General features: G+C 56.6%; 12 protein-coding genes. 7 read left to right on the forward strand and 5 right to left on the reverse strand.

Annotated features, from left to right (window positions below):
- Positions 1-52 precede the first annotated feature (52 nt).
- The 6 genes from ACOTY9_RS17980 (at position 53) to ghrB (ending at position 6,070) form a co-directional block, all read left to right on the forward strand.
- Positions 53-715, forward strand: coding sequence for an OmpA family lipoprotein (locus tag ACOTY9_RS17980; RefSeq protein ID WP_045134441.1), 663 nt, complete (start codon positions 53-55; stop codon positions 713-715).
- A 144-nt stretch (positions 716-859) separates the two neighbouring features.
- Complete coding sequence (locus ACOTY9_RS17985; protein ID WP_014882049.1) at positions 860-1,876, forward strand: LacI family DNA-binding transcriptional regulator; 1,017 nt, start codon at positions 860-862, stop codon at positions 1,874-1,876.
- A 103-nt stretch (positions 1,877-1,979) separates the two neighbouring features.
- Positions 1,980-2,729 carry a sugar phosphate isomerase/epimerase gene (locus ACOTY9_RS17990; protein WP_348566012.1) on the forward strand — a complete coding sequence of 250 codons (750 nt, stop codon included), beginning with the start codon at positions 1,980-1,982 and terminating at the stop codon, positions 2,727-2,729.
- A 3-nt stretch (positions 2,730-2,732) separates the two neighbouring features.
- Complete coding sequence (locus ACOTY9_RS17995; protein ID WP_058690623.1) at positions 2,733-3,671, forward strand: sugar kinase; 939 nt, start codon at positions 2,733-2,735, stop codon at positions 3,669-3,671.
- Positions 3,672-3,788: 117 nt separating this feature from the next.
- Positions 3,789-5,069 carry an MFS transporter gene (locus ACOTY9_RS18000; protein ID WP_023331751.1) on the forward strand — a complete coding sequence of 427 codons (1,281 nt, stop codon included), beginning with the start codon at positions 3,789-3,791 and terminating at the stop codon, positions 5,067-5,069.
- A 26-nt stretch (positions 5,070-5,095) separates the two neighbouring features.
- On the forward strand, positions 5,096-6,070 hold the full coding sequence (gene ghrB, locus ACOTY9_RS18005) for a glyoxylate/hydroxypyruvate reductase GhrB (protein WP_048996526.1): 975 nt from the start codon (positions 5,096-5,098) through the stop codon (positions 6,068-6,070).
- A 58-nt stretch (positions 6,071-6,128) separates the two neighbouring features.
- Here the strand turns inward: ghrB and cspE are convergent, their stop codons facing one another.
- Positions 6,129-6,341 carry a transcription antiterminator/RNA stability regulator CspE gene (cspE, locus tag ACOTY9_RS18010; protein WP_003860775.1) on the reverse strand — a complete coding sequence of 71 codons (213 nt, stop codon included), beginning with the start codon at positions 6,339-6,341 and terminating at the stop codon, positions 6,129-6,131.
- Positions 6,342-6,588: 247 nt separating this feature from the next.
- Positions 6,589-7,299, reverse strand: coding sequence for a DUF3053 domain-containing protein (locus ACOTY9_RS18015; RefSeq protein WP_014882044.1), 711 nt, complete (start codon positions 7,297-7,299; stop codon positions 6,589-6,591).
- 332 nt (positions 7,300-7,631) lie between these two features.
- On the opposite strand from ACOTY9_RS18015, the gene ACOTY9_RS18020 reads away from it, so the two are divergent.
- A complete protein-coding gene (locus ACOTY9_RS18020; RefSeq protein ID WP_014882043.1) occupies positions 7,632-7,919 on the forward strand; it encodes an HTH-type transcriptional regulator in 288 nt (95 codons plus the stop codon).
- Between the two features lie 38 nt (positions 7,920-7,957).
- Here ACOTY9_RS18020 and ACOTY9_RS18025 read toward each other — a convergent pair whose 3' ends face one another.
- From ACOTY9_RS18025 to glyQ, 3 genes are all read right to left on the reverse strand, one after another.
- Positions 7,958-9,577 carry an ABC-F family ATP-binding cassette domain-containing protein gene (locus ACOTY9_RS18025; protein WP_348566013.1) on the reverse strand — a complete coding sequence of 540 codons (1,620 nt, stop codon included), beginning with the start codon at positions 9,575-9,577 and terminating at the stop codon, positions 7,958-7,960.
- 440 nt (positions 9,578-10,017) lie between these two features.
- A complete protein-coding gene (gene glyS, locus ACOTY9_RS18030; RefSeq protein ID WP_014882041.1) occupies positions 10,018-12,087 on the reverse strand; it encodes a glycine--tRNA ligase subunit beta in 2,070 nt (689 codons plus the stop codon).
- Positions 12,088-12,096: 9 nt separating this feature from the next.
- Positions 12,097-13,008 (reverse strand): glycine--tRNA ligase subunit alpha, encoded by a 912-nt coding sequence (gene glyQ, locus ACOTY9_RS18035; protein WP_003860141.1) that lies wholly within the window; start codon positions 13,006-13,008, stop codon positions 12,097-12,099.
- Positions 13,009-13,035 lie beyond the last annotated feature (27 nt).

A 13,035-nucleotide genomic window follows, 5' to 3' on the forward strand; every position in this document is an offset into this window, starting at 1 on the left:
ATCAACTGCCACGCACGCCGTGGCAAAGAATAAAAAGGATTAAGGAAAGAAGATGAAAAAACGCGTACTCGTTATTGCCGCTCTGGTGAGCGGTGCACTGGCTATTTCTGGCTGCACAACCAACCCTTACACCGGTGAGCGCGAAGCGGGTAAATCCGGCATCGGCGCAGGTATCGGCTCGCTGGTCGGCGCAGGCGTTGGAGCACTCTCCTCCTCCAAAAAAGACCGCGGTAAAGGCGCGCTGATTGGCGCAGCGGCGGGGGCAGCACTGGGCGGCGGCGTCGGTTATTACATGGATGTGCAGGAAGCAAAACTGCGTGACAAAATGAAGGGAACCGGCGTAAGCGTGACGCGCAGCGGCGATAACATCATTCTGAACATGCCGAACAACGTGACCTTTGATAGCAGCAGCGCAACGCTGAAACCAGCGGGTGCGAACACGCTGACCGGCGTGGCGATGGTGCTGAAAGAGTACAACAAGACCGCCGTGAACGTGATTGGCTACACCGACAGCACCGGCAGCCAGGATCTGAACATGCGTCTGTCACAGCAGCGCGCGGATTCCGTTGCCAGCTCGCTGATCGCCCAGGGTGTGGAAGCGAACCGCATCCGCACCAGCGGCATGGGCCCTGCCAACCCTATCGCCAGCAACAGCACGGCGGAAGGTAAAGCGCAGAACCGTCGCGTAGAGATTACGTTGAGTCCAATTCAGTAATCGCATTTCTCCCTCTCCCGTGGGAGAGGGTTGGGGTGAGGGCACCAGACCGCACCCCAGGTAAGCGCTGCGCCACCGGGCAAATTACTTGATTCGTCCGATTTTCCCGTTAAGGTATTCTCACTAAATTCAGGGAAATCAGCGATGAGCAAACCAGCCCGGGCCACCATCAGCGACGTGGCGAAAGCCGCCAGAACCGGTAAAACCAGCATTTCGCGCTACCTTAACGGCGAGAAACATCTATTGTCCGATGCATTGCTGGCGCGTATTGAACAGGCTATTGCCGATCTCGACTACCGCCCCAGCCTGATGGCCCGCGGGCTCAAACGTGGCCGCACCCGCCTTATCGGACTTATCATCGCGGATATCACTAACCCCTACTCTGTAAACGTGCTCAGCGGTATCGAAGCCGCCTGCCGCGAAAAAGGTTTTACGCCTCTGGTCTGTAATACCAACAACGAGGTCGACCAGGAGTTGCACTATCTCGATCTGCTGCGCAGCTACCAGGTGGAAGGGATTGTGGTCAACGCGGTGGGCATGCGTGAAGAGGGGCTGAACCGTCTGCAGCAATCCTCCCTGCCCATGGTCCTCATCGACCGTAAAATCCCGGAATTCGCCTGCGATGTGGTCGGGCTGGATAACACCCAGGCCGCCACGACCGCGACCGAGCATCTGATTGAACAAGGTTTCGAGGCGATTCTCTTTCTGAGCGAACCGCTGGGCATGGTAAATACCCGACGCGATCGGCTGGCTGCATTTCGTGCCACGCTGGCGCGTTATCCTGGCGTGATCGCCGAAAATGCCGAAACGCCGCTTCACGAAGCCGATCAGCTCGACAATACCCTACGCCAGTTCCACACGCGCCATCGCGGGATGCGCAAAGCCGTTATCTCCGCCAACGGGGCACTAACCCTGCAGGTTGCCCGCTCACTCAAGCGTATTGGCCTGCACTGGGGCAGCGATATCGGTCTGCTGGGGTTTGATGAACTGGAGTGGGCGGAGCTGGCTGGCGTCGGCATTACCACCCTCAAACAGCCCACCTGGCAGATTGGCTATGCTGCTGTAGAACAAGTGGTTCGTCGTATTGAAGGCACCAGTGAGGCCGTACGCGAGCAGGTCTTCTCCGGCGAGCTGATCGTCCGCGGCTCCACCGCACGTTAATTTCCCCTTGTGATAGCGATCATAAATTCGACATCCTGAGCTTTTCTTTGGAACCGGTTCCATCTAGCGTAATAGTATTGATATGTTGCGATGGAGTCCGAAGATGGGCAGGAAAATCATGGTGGTCACCGCCGCGTATGGCGCGGAGCAGGTGCGACAGGCGGGCGGTCAGCGGGCGATGCTTCCCGTTATTGCGGGTGCAGGCGCCGACGGAGTGGAGATCCGCCGCGAGCTGTTCAATAGCGAAGAGTTACTGGCGCTGCCTGCGCTCGGTGAGTCCATTGAGCTTCTGGGCCTGCTGGCGTGTTACTCAGCACCTGCCGCCCTGTTTATGCCCGATGGCACCCTCAACCCGGACCTGCCGCGGTATCTCTCAGAAGCCAGCACCCTGAACGCGCTGTGGCTGAAGGTTTCCCTGGGCCATTTTAGCTACACGCAGCCTCTCGATGCCTTACGTACTCTGCTCAATACCAGCGGTATAGCGCTGGTTGTGGAAAACGATCAGACCGACTGCGGCCAGCTTGCACCGATGCAACGCTTTCAGGCCGCCTGTCGCGAAAGGGCGCTTCCCGTCACGCTGACTTTTGACATGGGCAACTGGCTGTGGGTCGGTGACTCCCCGGAAGAGGCCGCGCGTCATCTGGCGCCTGCCGTGAGCTATATCCACGTTAAAGCCGCCGTTCCGCATAAAGATAACTTTCGCGCCGTCGCGCCGGACGGTGCCGATTCCCGCTGGCTGGATCTGCTTCGCCAGCTGCCTGCCGATGCCCCGCGCGGTATCGAGTTCCCGCTGGAAGGGGGGGATTTAACCGCCGTTACCCGCCATTACGTCAACCTGCTGCGCGAGGAGTAAATCATGCACAAGACGCTGGATGTCATCACGATTGGCGAAGCCATGGCAATGTTTGTCGCCACCGAAACGGGCGAGCTGAGCGCGGTAGAGCACTTTATCAAACGCGTGGCGGGCGCAGAGCTGAACGTCGCAACCGGCCTGGCGCGTCTGGGCCTGAACGTCGGCTGGGTCAGCCGCGTGGGCGATGACAGCTTTGGCCACTTCGTTCTCGATTCGCTGAAAAAAGAGGGGATTGATGCCGCAGGCGTTACGCTCGACGGACGCTTCCCCACCGGCTTTCAGCTTAAGTCTAAAGTTGAAAATGGAACCGATCCCATCGTGGAGTATTTCCGTAAAGGGTCGGCCGCCAGCCATCTCTCCGTAGAAGATTACCACGCCGATTATTTTGCCTCCGCGCGCCATTTGCACCTGAGCGGCGTGGCGGCGGCGCTCTCTGCCAGCTCGTATTCGCTGCTGGATCATGCGGCAACGACCATGAAGTCGCTGGGCAAAACGATCTCTTTCGATCCAAATTTGCGCCCGGTGCTGTGGAAAAGCGAAGCGGAAATGATCGAGAAGCTTAACCGGCTGGCATTCAGGGCGGACTGGGTTCTGCCGGGCCTGAAAGAAGGGATGATCCTGACCGGCGAAAATACACTGGAAGGCATTGCTGACTTCTACCTGAATAAAGGGGTAAAAGCGGTGGTGCTGAAAACCGGCGCCGATGGCGCATGGTTTAAAACAGCCGAAGGCGAGCAAGGCGCGGTCGCGGCGGTGAAGGTCGAGAACGTCGTCGACACCGTCGGCGCGGGCGATGGCTTTGCCGTGGGCGTCATTAGCGCGCTGCTGGAAGGCAAACCGCTGCCGCAGGCGGTTGCACGAGGCAACAAGATTGGCTCACTGGCCATTCAGGTGCAGGGCGACAGCGAAGGATTACCGACACGAGCACAGCTCGGCATGTAAATTCCCTCTCCCCGTGGGAGAGGGCCAGGGTGAGGGCCACAGGCCGCACCCAATAATTAAACCACCGTGTACCCTACAGACAACGGCGGTAACAACCTCAACAACAGAGGCAAGCCTATGAACAGTTCGACCAATGCAGTAAAACGCTGGTGGTACATCATGCCAATCGTGTTTATCACGTACAGCCTGGCGTACCTTGATCGTGCCAACTTCAGTTTCGCATCCGCGGCTGGGATCACCGAAGACCTCGGGATCACTAAGGGCGTCTCATCCCTGTTGGGCGCCCTCTTCTTCCTGGGGTATTTCTTCTTCCAGATCCCCGGTGCTATTTACGCCGAACGCCGCAGCGTGCGTAAGCTGATCTTCATTTGTCTGATCCTGTGGGGCGCCTGTGCGTCACTTACCGGCGTGGTGAACAATATTCCTGCCCTGGCCGCCATTCGCTTTATCCTTGGCGTCGTTGAGGCGGCGGTCATGCCCGCGATGCTGATTTACATCAGCAACTGGTTTACCAAATCTGAACGCTCACGCGCGAATACTTTCCTGATCCTCGGTAACCCGGTCACCGTACTGTGGATGTCGGTGGTCTCCGGCTACCTGATCCAGTCCTTCGGCTGGCGCGAGATGTTCATCATCGAAGGGGTTCCGGCAGTGATTTGGGCATTCTGCTGGTGGGTGCTGGTGAAAGATAAACCTGCCCAGGCGAAATGGCTTTCCGAAGATGAAAAAGCGGCGCTCCAGGCGCAGCTGGATAAAGAGCAGCAGGGTCTGAAGGCGGTACGTAACTACGGTGAAGCCTTCCGCTCCCGTAACGTGATCCTGCTCTGCGCGCAGTATTTTACCTGGAGTATCGGCGTGTACGGTTTTGTGCTGTGGCTGCCGTCGATCATCCGCAGCGGCGGTGAGAATCTCGGCATGGTTGAAGTGGGCTGGCTCTCGTCCGTACCGTATCTGGCTGCGACCATCGCCATGATCGTCGCCTCCTGGGCGTCGGATAAGCTGCAAAACCGTAAGGTGTTCGTCTGGCCGCTGCTGCTGATTGCTGCTTTTGCCTTCATCGGCTCCTGGGCCGTGGGCGCGAATCACTTCTGGGCCTCTTATACCCTGTTGGTCATTGCCGGTGCCGCCATGTACGCCCCGTACGGTCCATTTTTTGCCATCATCCCGGAGATGCTGCCGCGTAACGTGGCGGGCGGTGCCATGGCATTAATTAACAGCATGGGCGCGCTGGGTTCGTTCTGCGGCTCCTGGTTTGTTGGTTACCTGAACGGAGCCACCGGCAGCCCATCCGCATCGTACATCTTTATGGGGGTGGCGCTTTTTGCCTCCGTGTGGCTTACTCTGATTGTTAAGCCTGCTAATAATCAACAGCACCCCGTCGGCGCACGCCACGCCTGAATCCTTAAAAATCAACGGAGATTAGCATGAAGCCGTCCGTCATTTTGTATAAAGCACTGCCGGAAGATCTGCAGAAACGCCTGGAAGAGCACTTCACCGTCACGCAGGTGAAAAACCTGAGTCCGGAGACCGTGGCACAGCATGCCGATGCGTTCGCCAGCGCCGAAGGCCTGCTGGGTTCAAGCGAGAAAGTGGACATCGCCCTGCTGGAGAAAATGCCGAAGCTTCGTGCTACTTCAACTGTTTCAGTAGGTTATGACAACTTCGACGTGGATGCCCTGAGCGCCCGCAAAATCCTGCTGATGCACACGCCGCATGCCCTGACGGAAACCGTGGCCGACACGCTGATGGCGCTGGTGCTCAGCACCGCCCGTCGCGTGGTTGAAGTGGCCGAGCGCGTTAAAGCAGGCGAATGGACAAAAAGCATTGGCCCGGACTGGTTCGGCGTGGATGTTCACGGAAAAACGCTGGGCATCGTGGGTATGGGGCGTATCGGGCTGGCGCTGGCACAGCGCGCGCATTTTGGTTTCAACATGCCGATACTGTACAACGCGCGCCGTCACCACGGTGAAGCGGAAGAACGTTTTAACGCGCGTTACTGTGAGCTGGATACGCTGTTGCAGGAAGCCGATTTTGTCTGCCTGATCCTGCCGTTGACGGATGAAACACGTCACCTGATTGGCAAATCCGCATTTGAAAAAATGAAGAAATCCGCCATTTTCATCAACGCGGGTCGTGGCCCGGTGGTGGATGAGCAGGCGCTCATTGAAGCCCTGCAAAATGGCGAGATCCACGCCGCCGGTCTGGACGTGTTTGAGCAGGAGCCACTGCCGGTGGATTCTCCACTGCTGAAAATGCCAAACGTCGTCGCCCTGCCCCACATCGGCTCTGCCACGCACGAGACACGCTACAACATGGCGGCTACCGCAGTGGACAACCTGATTGCCGCGCTGAGTGGAAAAGTGGATAAAAACTGCGTTAACCCGCAGATCCAACAGTAGAAACGAAAAAACCCGCCAGAAGGCGGGTTTTTGAATTTTGTGCTACTGGGTTGGAAGCTTACAGGCTTACAACGTTACCAGCTGCTGGGCCTTTAGCGCCGCTTTCGATGGTGAAGGACACTTTCTGACCTTCGTCCAGAGATTTGTAGCCATCGTTCTGGATAGCAGAGAAGTGTACGAACACGTCTTTTGAGCCATCGTCAGGAGTGATGAAGCCGAAACCTTTATCAGCGTTGAACCATTTTACCAGACCAGTCATTTTAGCAGACATAGAATTACCTTAATTAACAAATATATTGTGCCTTCCGGCTTGATGGATTGCGTTACAGATTTTTAAGCGATGAAGGAAGGGTCACAACGAAGGGTATCTATGGATAACAATCTGGACTGCTTTACTAAACTGCTTTAGGTCTGTGTAACAAACCGACGGGAATAGTTATACCGATGTGGTAGAGGAATGACAAGCGTTATTTTCGCAATGCATAAAAAAACCCCGCCTGACGCGGGGTTTTTTCGGTTTATTCTGTGGCCGTGACGGCGGCACTCCAGGCCTGGCTAAAGGCCTGATGCTGGGAGGCCAGTGGCCCAATCAGCGTATTGTACTGACTTGCCTGCTGCGAAGTCGGGAACTGGATGCCGTTGGCAACAAAGCTCACCTGAGTGTCCTGCTGGGCGATAAAGTCACCCACCTGAACCAGCTGCTGCGTGAAAATTTGCGCGGCCGGAATCAGCGGTTGCAGTGCTTCAGACGGTTTGGTCACCACTTTCTCATACACTTTGTCAAAGACCGGTTTGAGATCGTCACCCTGCTTCAGCGCAGAACGTGACGCATCAGCCTGCATTTTCGCATTCTGTAGCTGCTGGCTCAGCACGCCGAGCGCACCGTTGGACTGGCGCAGCGGTTCACGCTGAGTCACATAATCCTGTGGAACGCGGATGGCGTTTACGCTATCCACGACCGGGCGGATACCGGAATCCATCGCCTGGCTCACCTGCTGTGAATACCCATAAAGAATGGCGTAATCGGACACAAAGGGACCAAACTGTTTTTTCTGATCCGCAGTCAGCGTCGGTAACCGCTCGCCGCTGCGCATCACTGTATTCTGCAGAAAATCGATAAACGCTTTGCGCTGATCGCCTTCTTTATCAAAACACCCACTCAGGCTAACAACCATCAACAACGCCGCAATAGGCGCAAACCAGCGAGAGCAGGACTTTCCTGTCGCCATTTTATTACTCCTTTCACCCAAAAAAGCGCACACCGGCACACGCGTGCCCGACGGCTTACAAGGATAGTCCAGGTCAGCCTTGCAAGATACTCTTTTCATGTAAAACGCCTATTGCCGATTTATTTCTTATCATTTACAAAAAAATACCTGACGGGCCCTCCTTATGGTTAATCAGGTAATTAGCATAACTATCCATATAGCTGAATCGGATAAAGCGATCGTTACCGCACGATTAATCACACCCGTGACGATCCTGGGTTTGTATTAGGGACTATTCTTAATTGGCTCTCTGATGTTCTTGATCACGATGTGAGATTTAAGAGGAGTTCTCAATGGAATATAAAGATCCTGAGTTTGAGCTGCTGAGCAGTCTGGAACAGATCATTTTTAAAGATGTACCGCAGACGATTACCCTGCAACAAAAAGCCAATCCCTTTACAGAATATGAGCAATTGCGCAAAGGGACAGGTCTGAAGACAGAAGAATTCGCCAGAGCGATGGGTGTCAGCGTAGCGATGGTGCTGGAGTGGGAGTCAAAACGTGAGAGACCCACGCCAACCGAGTTAAAGCTGATGCGCCTGATTCAGGCCAACCCTGCACTCAGCAAACAGATAGCGTAGTGACGTTTGAACGCCCCCGCCTTCGCGGGGGCTTGTGTTTAAAGACTTTCGCAACGCCAGCCCGCCTCTTCCCAGATCATCTCGTGCGACAACGTTAACCCTTTTAAAAAAGCGTCATCGTGTGACACCACCAGCAGTGCTCCCGGAAAACCGGCCAATGCCGCTTCAATGGCCTGAACCGAGGCCAGATCCAGATGGTTGGTCGGTTCATCCAGCAGCAGGAGCTGCGTGGCCTCAGCACGCCATAATACGCAGGCCAGTGCCGCCTTAAGACGCTCACCGCCGCTCAGTTCCGCCAGCGGGAGCGCGACTTTATCGACCCCCAACTGAAGCTGCGCTAAACGGGTTCGTAATACCCCCTCTTCAAGGGGCGTATTGCCCAGGTTGAGGTGGGTCATGACCGACTGCGAGAGATCGAGCCGGGACAGATGTTGATCGAGATAAGCGCAGCTGACGGAAACGTTGCAGGTCCCTGAACGCGGGCTGATTTCGCCGAGAATCGCTTTTAACAGCGTCGACTTCCCGCAGCCGTTTGGTCCTTTTAACGCCACGCGCATCGGACCATCCATCCGCCAGTTGAGTGGGGGAACGGGCACATGCGGCAGCACCAGATTTTCCATCACCAGCACCTGTTTTCCTTCCGGGATCTGACTCCCCGGCAGGGTAAACATCACCGGGTTATCGTCTTCAACCCGCTCACGCGCCTTGTTTACGGCAGCGTTCAGGGCATCATTTTGCTCGTTATGCTGTTTTTTCCAGCTGCCAATACGTTCCTTTGCCGCGCCTTTATATTTGACGCGTTCGAACGATGCGATATTGAGGGTATCGACGGTGCGCAATGTTTTTGCCGACCGCCGCTGGCCGTCGTCATGCTCTTTCTGCATGCGCGCGCGGGTACGTTTGCGCGCCGTCGCCGCGTGCTCCAGCGCCGCACGGGCAGCCTGTTGCTCAGCATCGCGCTGGGTTTGATAATCCGCATAATTCCCGCCATAGCTGCGAAGACCCGCGCCACTCAGTTCAAGAATACGCGGCACCTGCGCCAGCAGCTCACGGTCATGGGAGGCCACCAGTACACCGCCCTGATAACGGGCAAGCTGGTCGTAGAACCATGTCCGGCCTTGCCGGTCCAAGTGGTTAGTGGGTTCGTCCAGCAGCAGATAATCCGCTTGCGCCGTAAACGCCCCGCACAGCAACGCGCGGACACGCTCGCCACCGCTGAGTTCAGCGGCAGGCTTATCCGGATCAAACGGCGGCAGTCTCGCCCGGGCAAACGCCTCGCTCAGGCGTTCTGCTAAATCCCAGAAGCCATCAAGCGTTTCCAGATCGTCAGGCTGATACTCTCCGCTGTCGACACGCGCTCGCGCCGCGAAGATTGCCTCGTACCCGAGCAATTCAGCCAGCGTCGTGTGTGGCAAAATATCCTGCTGCTGCGCCACATAAACCTGTGTTCCGGTTCGTTCGATATGCCCGTTTGCGGGTTCATCAAGCCCCGCCAGCAGGCGCAGCAGACGTGTTTTCCCACTGCCGTTGCGGCCCACCAGCGCGCACAGAGACGGTTCCAGAGAAAGATTCAGCGGACCAAAAAGGATATCCCCCGTCGCAAACTGACAGGTGACCTGATGCAAAATAAAAGAAGGGGACTGCGCAAAATGAGCCATAAGCACTCCTGAATGAAATCAAAACATCCCCTGCCGACGCGGTGGCGTTTAGCAAGGATCGAAATTCATCAGTCGTGTTTGTTCATTTTTGGGGGGCACTCCAGCGCGAGAAATTTAACGAGGGTAAGGATAACGGTAATGTGTTGAAGGTTTCAAGGTTAAATTTTGGGCGACTTATACTCCCTCAGCCCTTTGGGAAGGACTACTTTGCCGATACCCTGAAGGCGCCGCGCTTATCCGGCCTACAAAAGCCCCATAAAAAAACCCGCCGAAGCGGGTTTTCAAACTGCTGGCAAAGTGCATTTTGTCAGTTTCGCCCGGCGGCGCTACGCTTGCTCGGGCCTACAATGAAACGTGCAACCCGTTACACAATGTAGGCCGGGTAAGCGTAGCGCCACCCGGAAAGAAAGACGGCTCACATGTTTATGACAGCGTGCACATTACTGCAGCAGCGAAATATCCGCCACGCGCAGGAACAGCTCGCGCAGTTTTTCGAGCATAGAGAGACGGTTGATACGCAGGTCTTTATCTTCTACGTTCACCATCACTTTCTCGAAGAAGGCGTCGATCACGTCACGCAGTTCCGCCAGCTCCACTAGCGCTTCCTGGTAGCGGCCTTCCGCGAAATACGGTTCGAGCTTGTCGCGCAGCACCACAACCTGCATCGCCAGAGCAATCTCTTCCGGCTCTTTCAGGGTTGCGGCGTTCACGCGTTCGTTCAGCGTTTCGTCGGATTTCGCCAGAATGTTGGAGACACGCTTGTTAGCCGCAGCCAGCGCAGATGACGCTTCCAGCGTACGGAAGTGGGAAACCGCCTTCATACGCGCATCGAAATCAGCCGGACGGGTCGGACGACGCGCCAGCACCGCCTGAATGGTGTCAACGGTGTAACCTTCGTCCTGATACCAGGCGCGGAAACGACCGAGCATAAAGTCGATAACGTCGTCCACCACGTTCGCGTTGGTCAGCTTGTCGCCGTACAGACGCACCGCTTCTTCGGTCAGTGTCTGCAGATCGAGGTTCAGGTTCTTCTCAACGATGATGCGCAGCACGCCCAGCGCAGCACGACGCAGCGCAAACGGGTCTTTGTCCCCTTTTGGATGCTGGCCGATACCGAAGATACCCGCCAGGGTGTCCATCTTGTCGGCAATCGCCACGGCGCAGGCGACCGGGTTGGACGGCAGTTCGTCACCCGCAAAGCGCGGCTGATACTGCTCGTTCAGTGCCACAGCCACGTCTTCCGCTTCGCCATCGTGACGCGCGTAGTGCATGCCCATCACGCCCTGGGTGTCGGTAAATTCGAACACCATGTTGGTCATCAGGTCGCACTTGGAGAGCAGGCCCGCACGGGTCGCATGGTTGACGTCGGCACCAATTTCGCGGGCGATCCAGCCGGACAGCTCCGCAATGCGGTCGGTCTTGTCGCGCAGCGTACCCAGCTGCTGCTGGAACAGCACGGTCTGCAGACGCGGCAGGTTATCTTCCAGACGTTTTTTGCGGTCGGTATTGAAGAAGAACTCGGCATCCGCCAGACGCGGACGAACGACCTTCTCGTTACCGGAGATAATCTGGATCGGATCTTTCGATTCGATGTTGGCGACGAAGATGAAGTTTGGCAGCAGCTTGCCGTCGTTGGCGTAGACCGGGAAGTACTTCTGGTCACCCTTCATGGTGTACACCAGCGCTTCTGCCGGAACGGCCAGGAATTTTTCTTCGAACTTCGCGGTCAGCACCACCGGCCATTCAACCAGAGAGGTCACTTCTTCCAGCAGGCTGTCGCTCAGATCAGCATTACCGCCAATCTTGCGCGCCGCCTCTTCCGCGTCCGCTTTGATTTTGGCTTTACGCTGTTCGTAGTCAGCAATGACCTTGCCGCGCTCCAGCAGAATTTGCGGATACTGGTCGGCATTGTCGATGGTGAACTCCGGCTCACCCATAAAGCGGTGGCCGCGGATCACGCGATCGGACGCCACGCCCAGAATGGTGGCAGGAATAACGGTGTCGCCCAGCAGCAGGGTCACGGTATGCACCGGACGCACGAAGTGGACGTCAGACGCGCCCCAGCGCATCAGCTTAGGAATCGGCAATTTCGCCAGCGACGTGGCAATCATGTCCGGCAGCAGCGCTTCTGCGCTCTCGCCTTTCACATGCGCACGATACAGCAGCCACTCGCCTTTGTCGGTGGTCAGACGCTCGGCCTGGTCAACGGTGATGCCGCAACCGCGCGCCCAGCCTTCAGCCGCTTTGCTCGGCTTGCCTTCCGCGTCGAACGCCTGGGCAATAGCCGGGCCACGTTTTTCGACTTCACGATCCGGCTGAGACGCCGCCAGATTTGCCACTTTCAGCGCCAGACGACGCGGCGCAGCAAACCACTCAATTTTACCGTGCGCCAGGCCAGCGTTATCCAGCTCAGCAGTCACGTTCGCAGCAAAAGATTCAGCCAGGCTGCGCAGGGCTTTTGGTGGCAGCTCTTCGGTGCCGATTTCCACCAGGAAAGTTTTCTCAGACATGGCCGCCTCTTATTTGTTTCGGTTGCACATCGGGAAGCCAAGGGCTTCACGGGACGCGTAGTAAGCTTCAGCAACGGCTTTGGTCAGGGTACGAATACGCAGAATGTAGCGCTGACGTTCAGTCACGGAGATGGCTTTGCGGGCGTCCAGCAGGTTGAAGCTGTGGGCGGCCTTCAGAATACGCTCGTAAGCAGGCAGCGGCAGCGGAGTCTCCAGCGCCAGCAGCTGCTGCGCTTCTTTCTCGTACTGCTCGAAGCAGGTGAACAGGAAGTCCACGTCCGCGTATTCGAAGTTATAGGTGGATTGCTCCACTTCGTTCTGATGGAACACGTCGCCGTAGGTGGTTTTACCCAGCGGGCCGTCGCTCCAGACCAGGTCGTAAACGCTGTCTACGCCCTGAATATACATCGCCAGACGTTCCAGACCGTAGGTGATTTCACCCGTGATCGGCTTACATTCCAGACCGCCAACCTGCTGGAAGTAAGTGAACTGGGTCACTTCCATGCCGTTCAGCCACACTTCCCAACCCAGACCCCAGGCACCCAGCGTTGGGTTTTCCCAGTTATCTTCCACGAAACGGATATCGTGAATGGTTGGATCCATACCCAGCTCTTTCAGCGACCCGAGGTACAGTTCCTGAATATTGTCGGGCGATGGCTTAATCACCACCTGGAACTGATAGTAATGCTGCAGACGGTTCGGGTTCTCACCGTAACGACCATCGGTCGGACGACGGGAAGGCTGCACATACGCGGTCGCCATTGGCTCTGGTCCCAACGCGCGCAGGCTGGTCATCGGGTGTGAAGTGCCGGCGCCGACTTCCATGTCCAAAGGTTGAACAATGGTGCAGCCCTGACGAGCCCAGTAATCCTGTAAGGTCAGGATCAGGCCCTGGAAGGTCTTGGTATCAAACTTTTGCATAGTATTTCGTGCTGGATACGTGTGGTT

Origin of the sequence: Enterobacter cloacae complex sp. SHL012 (assembly GCF_049237505.1) — a bacterium.
GTDB lineage: Bacteria > Pseudomonadota > Gammaproteobacteria > Enterobacterales > Enterobacteriaceae > Enterobacter > Enterobacter kobei.

Excerpts from the sequence above, each read along its gene's own strand:
- ACOTY9_RS17990 (WP_348566012.1), top strand. The coding sequence starts at position 1,980 with ATGGGCAGGAAAATCATGGTGGTCACCGCCGCGTATGGCGCGGAGCAG.
- ACOTY9_RS17985 (WP_014882049.1), top strand. The coding sequence starts at position 860 with ATGAGCAAACCAGCCCGGGCCACCATCAGCGACGTGGCGAAAGCCGCC.
- ACOTY9_RS18025 (WP_348566013.1), bottom strand. The coding sequence starts at position 9,577 with ATGGCTCATTTTGCGCAGTCCCCTTCTTTTATTTTGCATCAGGTCACC.
- ACOTY9_RS17995 (WP_058690623.1), top strand. The coding sequence starts at position 2,733 with ATGCACAAGACGCTGGATGTCATCACGATTGGCGAAGCCATGGCAATG.
- ACOTY9_RS18015 (WP_014882044.1), bottom strand. The coding sequence starts at position 7,299 with ATGGCGACAGGAAAGTCCTGCTCTCGCTGGTTTGCGCCTATTGCGGCG.
- glyS (WP_014882041.1), bottom strand. The coding sequence starts at position 12,087 with ATGTCTGAGAAAACTTTCCTGGTGGAAATCGGCACCGAAGAGCTGCCA.
- cspE (WP_003860775.1), bottom strand. The coding sequence starts at position 6,341 with ATGTCTGCTAAAATGACTGGTCTGGTAAAATGGTTCAACGCTGATAAA.
- ACOTY9_RS18020 (WP_014882043.1), top strand. The coding sequence starts at position 7,632 with ATGGAATATAAAGATCCTGAGTTTGAGCTGCTGAGCAGTCTGGAACAG.
- ACOTY9_RS18000 (WP_023331751.1), top strand. The coding sequence starts at position 3,789 with ATGAACAGTTCGACCAATGCAGTAAAACGCTGGTGGTACATCATGCCA.
- ACOTY9_RS17980 (WP_045134441.1), top strand. The coding sequence starts at position 53 with ATGAAAAAACGCGTACTCGTTATTGCCGCTCTGGTGAGCGGTGCACTG.
- glyQ (WP_003860141.1), bottom strand. The coding sequence starts at position 13,008 with ATGCAAAAGTTTGATACCAAGACCTTCCAGGGCCTGATCCTGACCTTA.
- ghrB (WP_048996526.1), top strand. The coding sequence starts at position 5,096 with ATGAAGCCGTCCGTCATTTTGTATAAAGCACTGCCGGAAGATCTGCAG.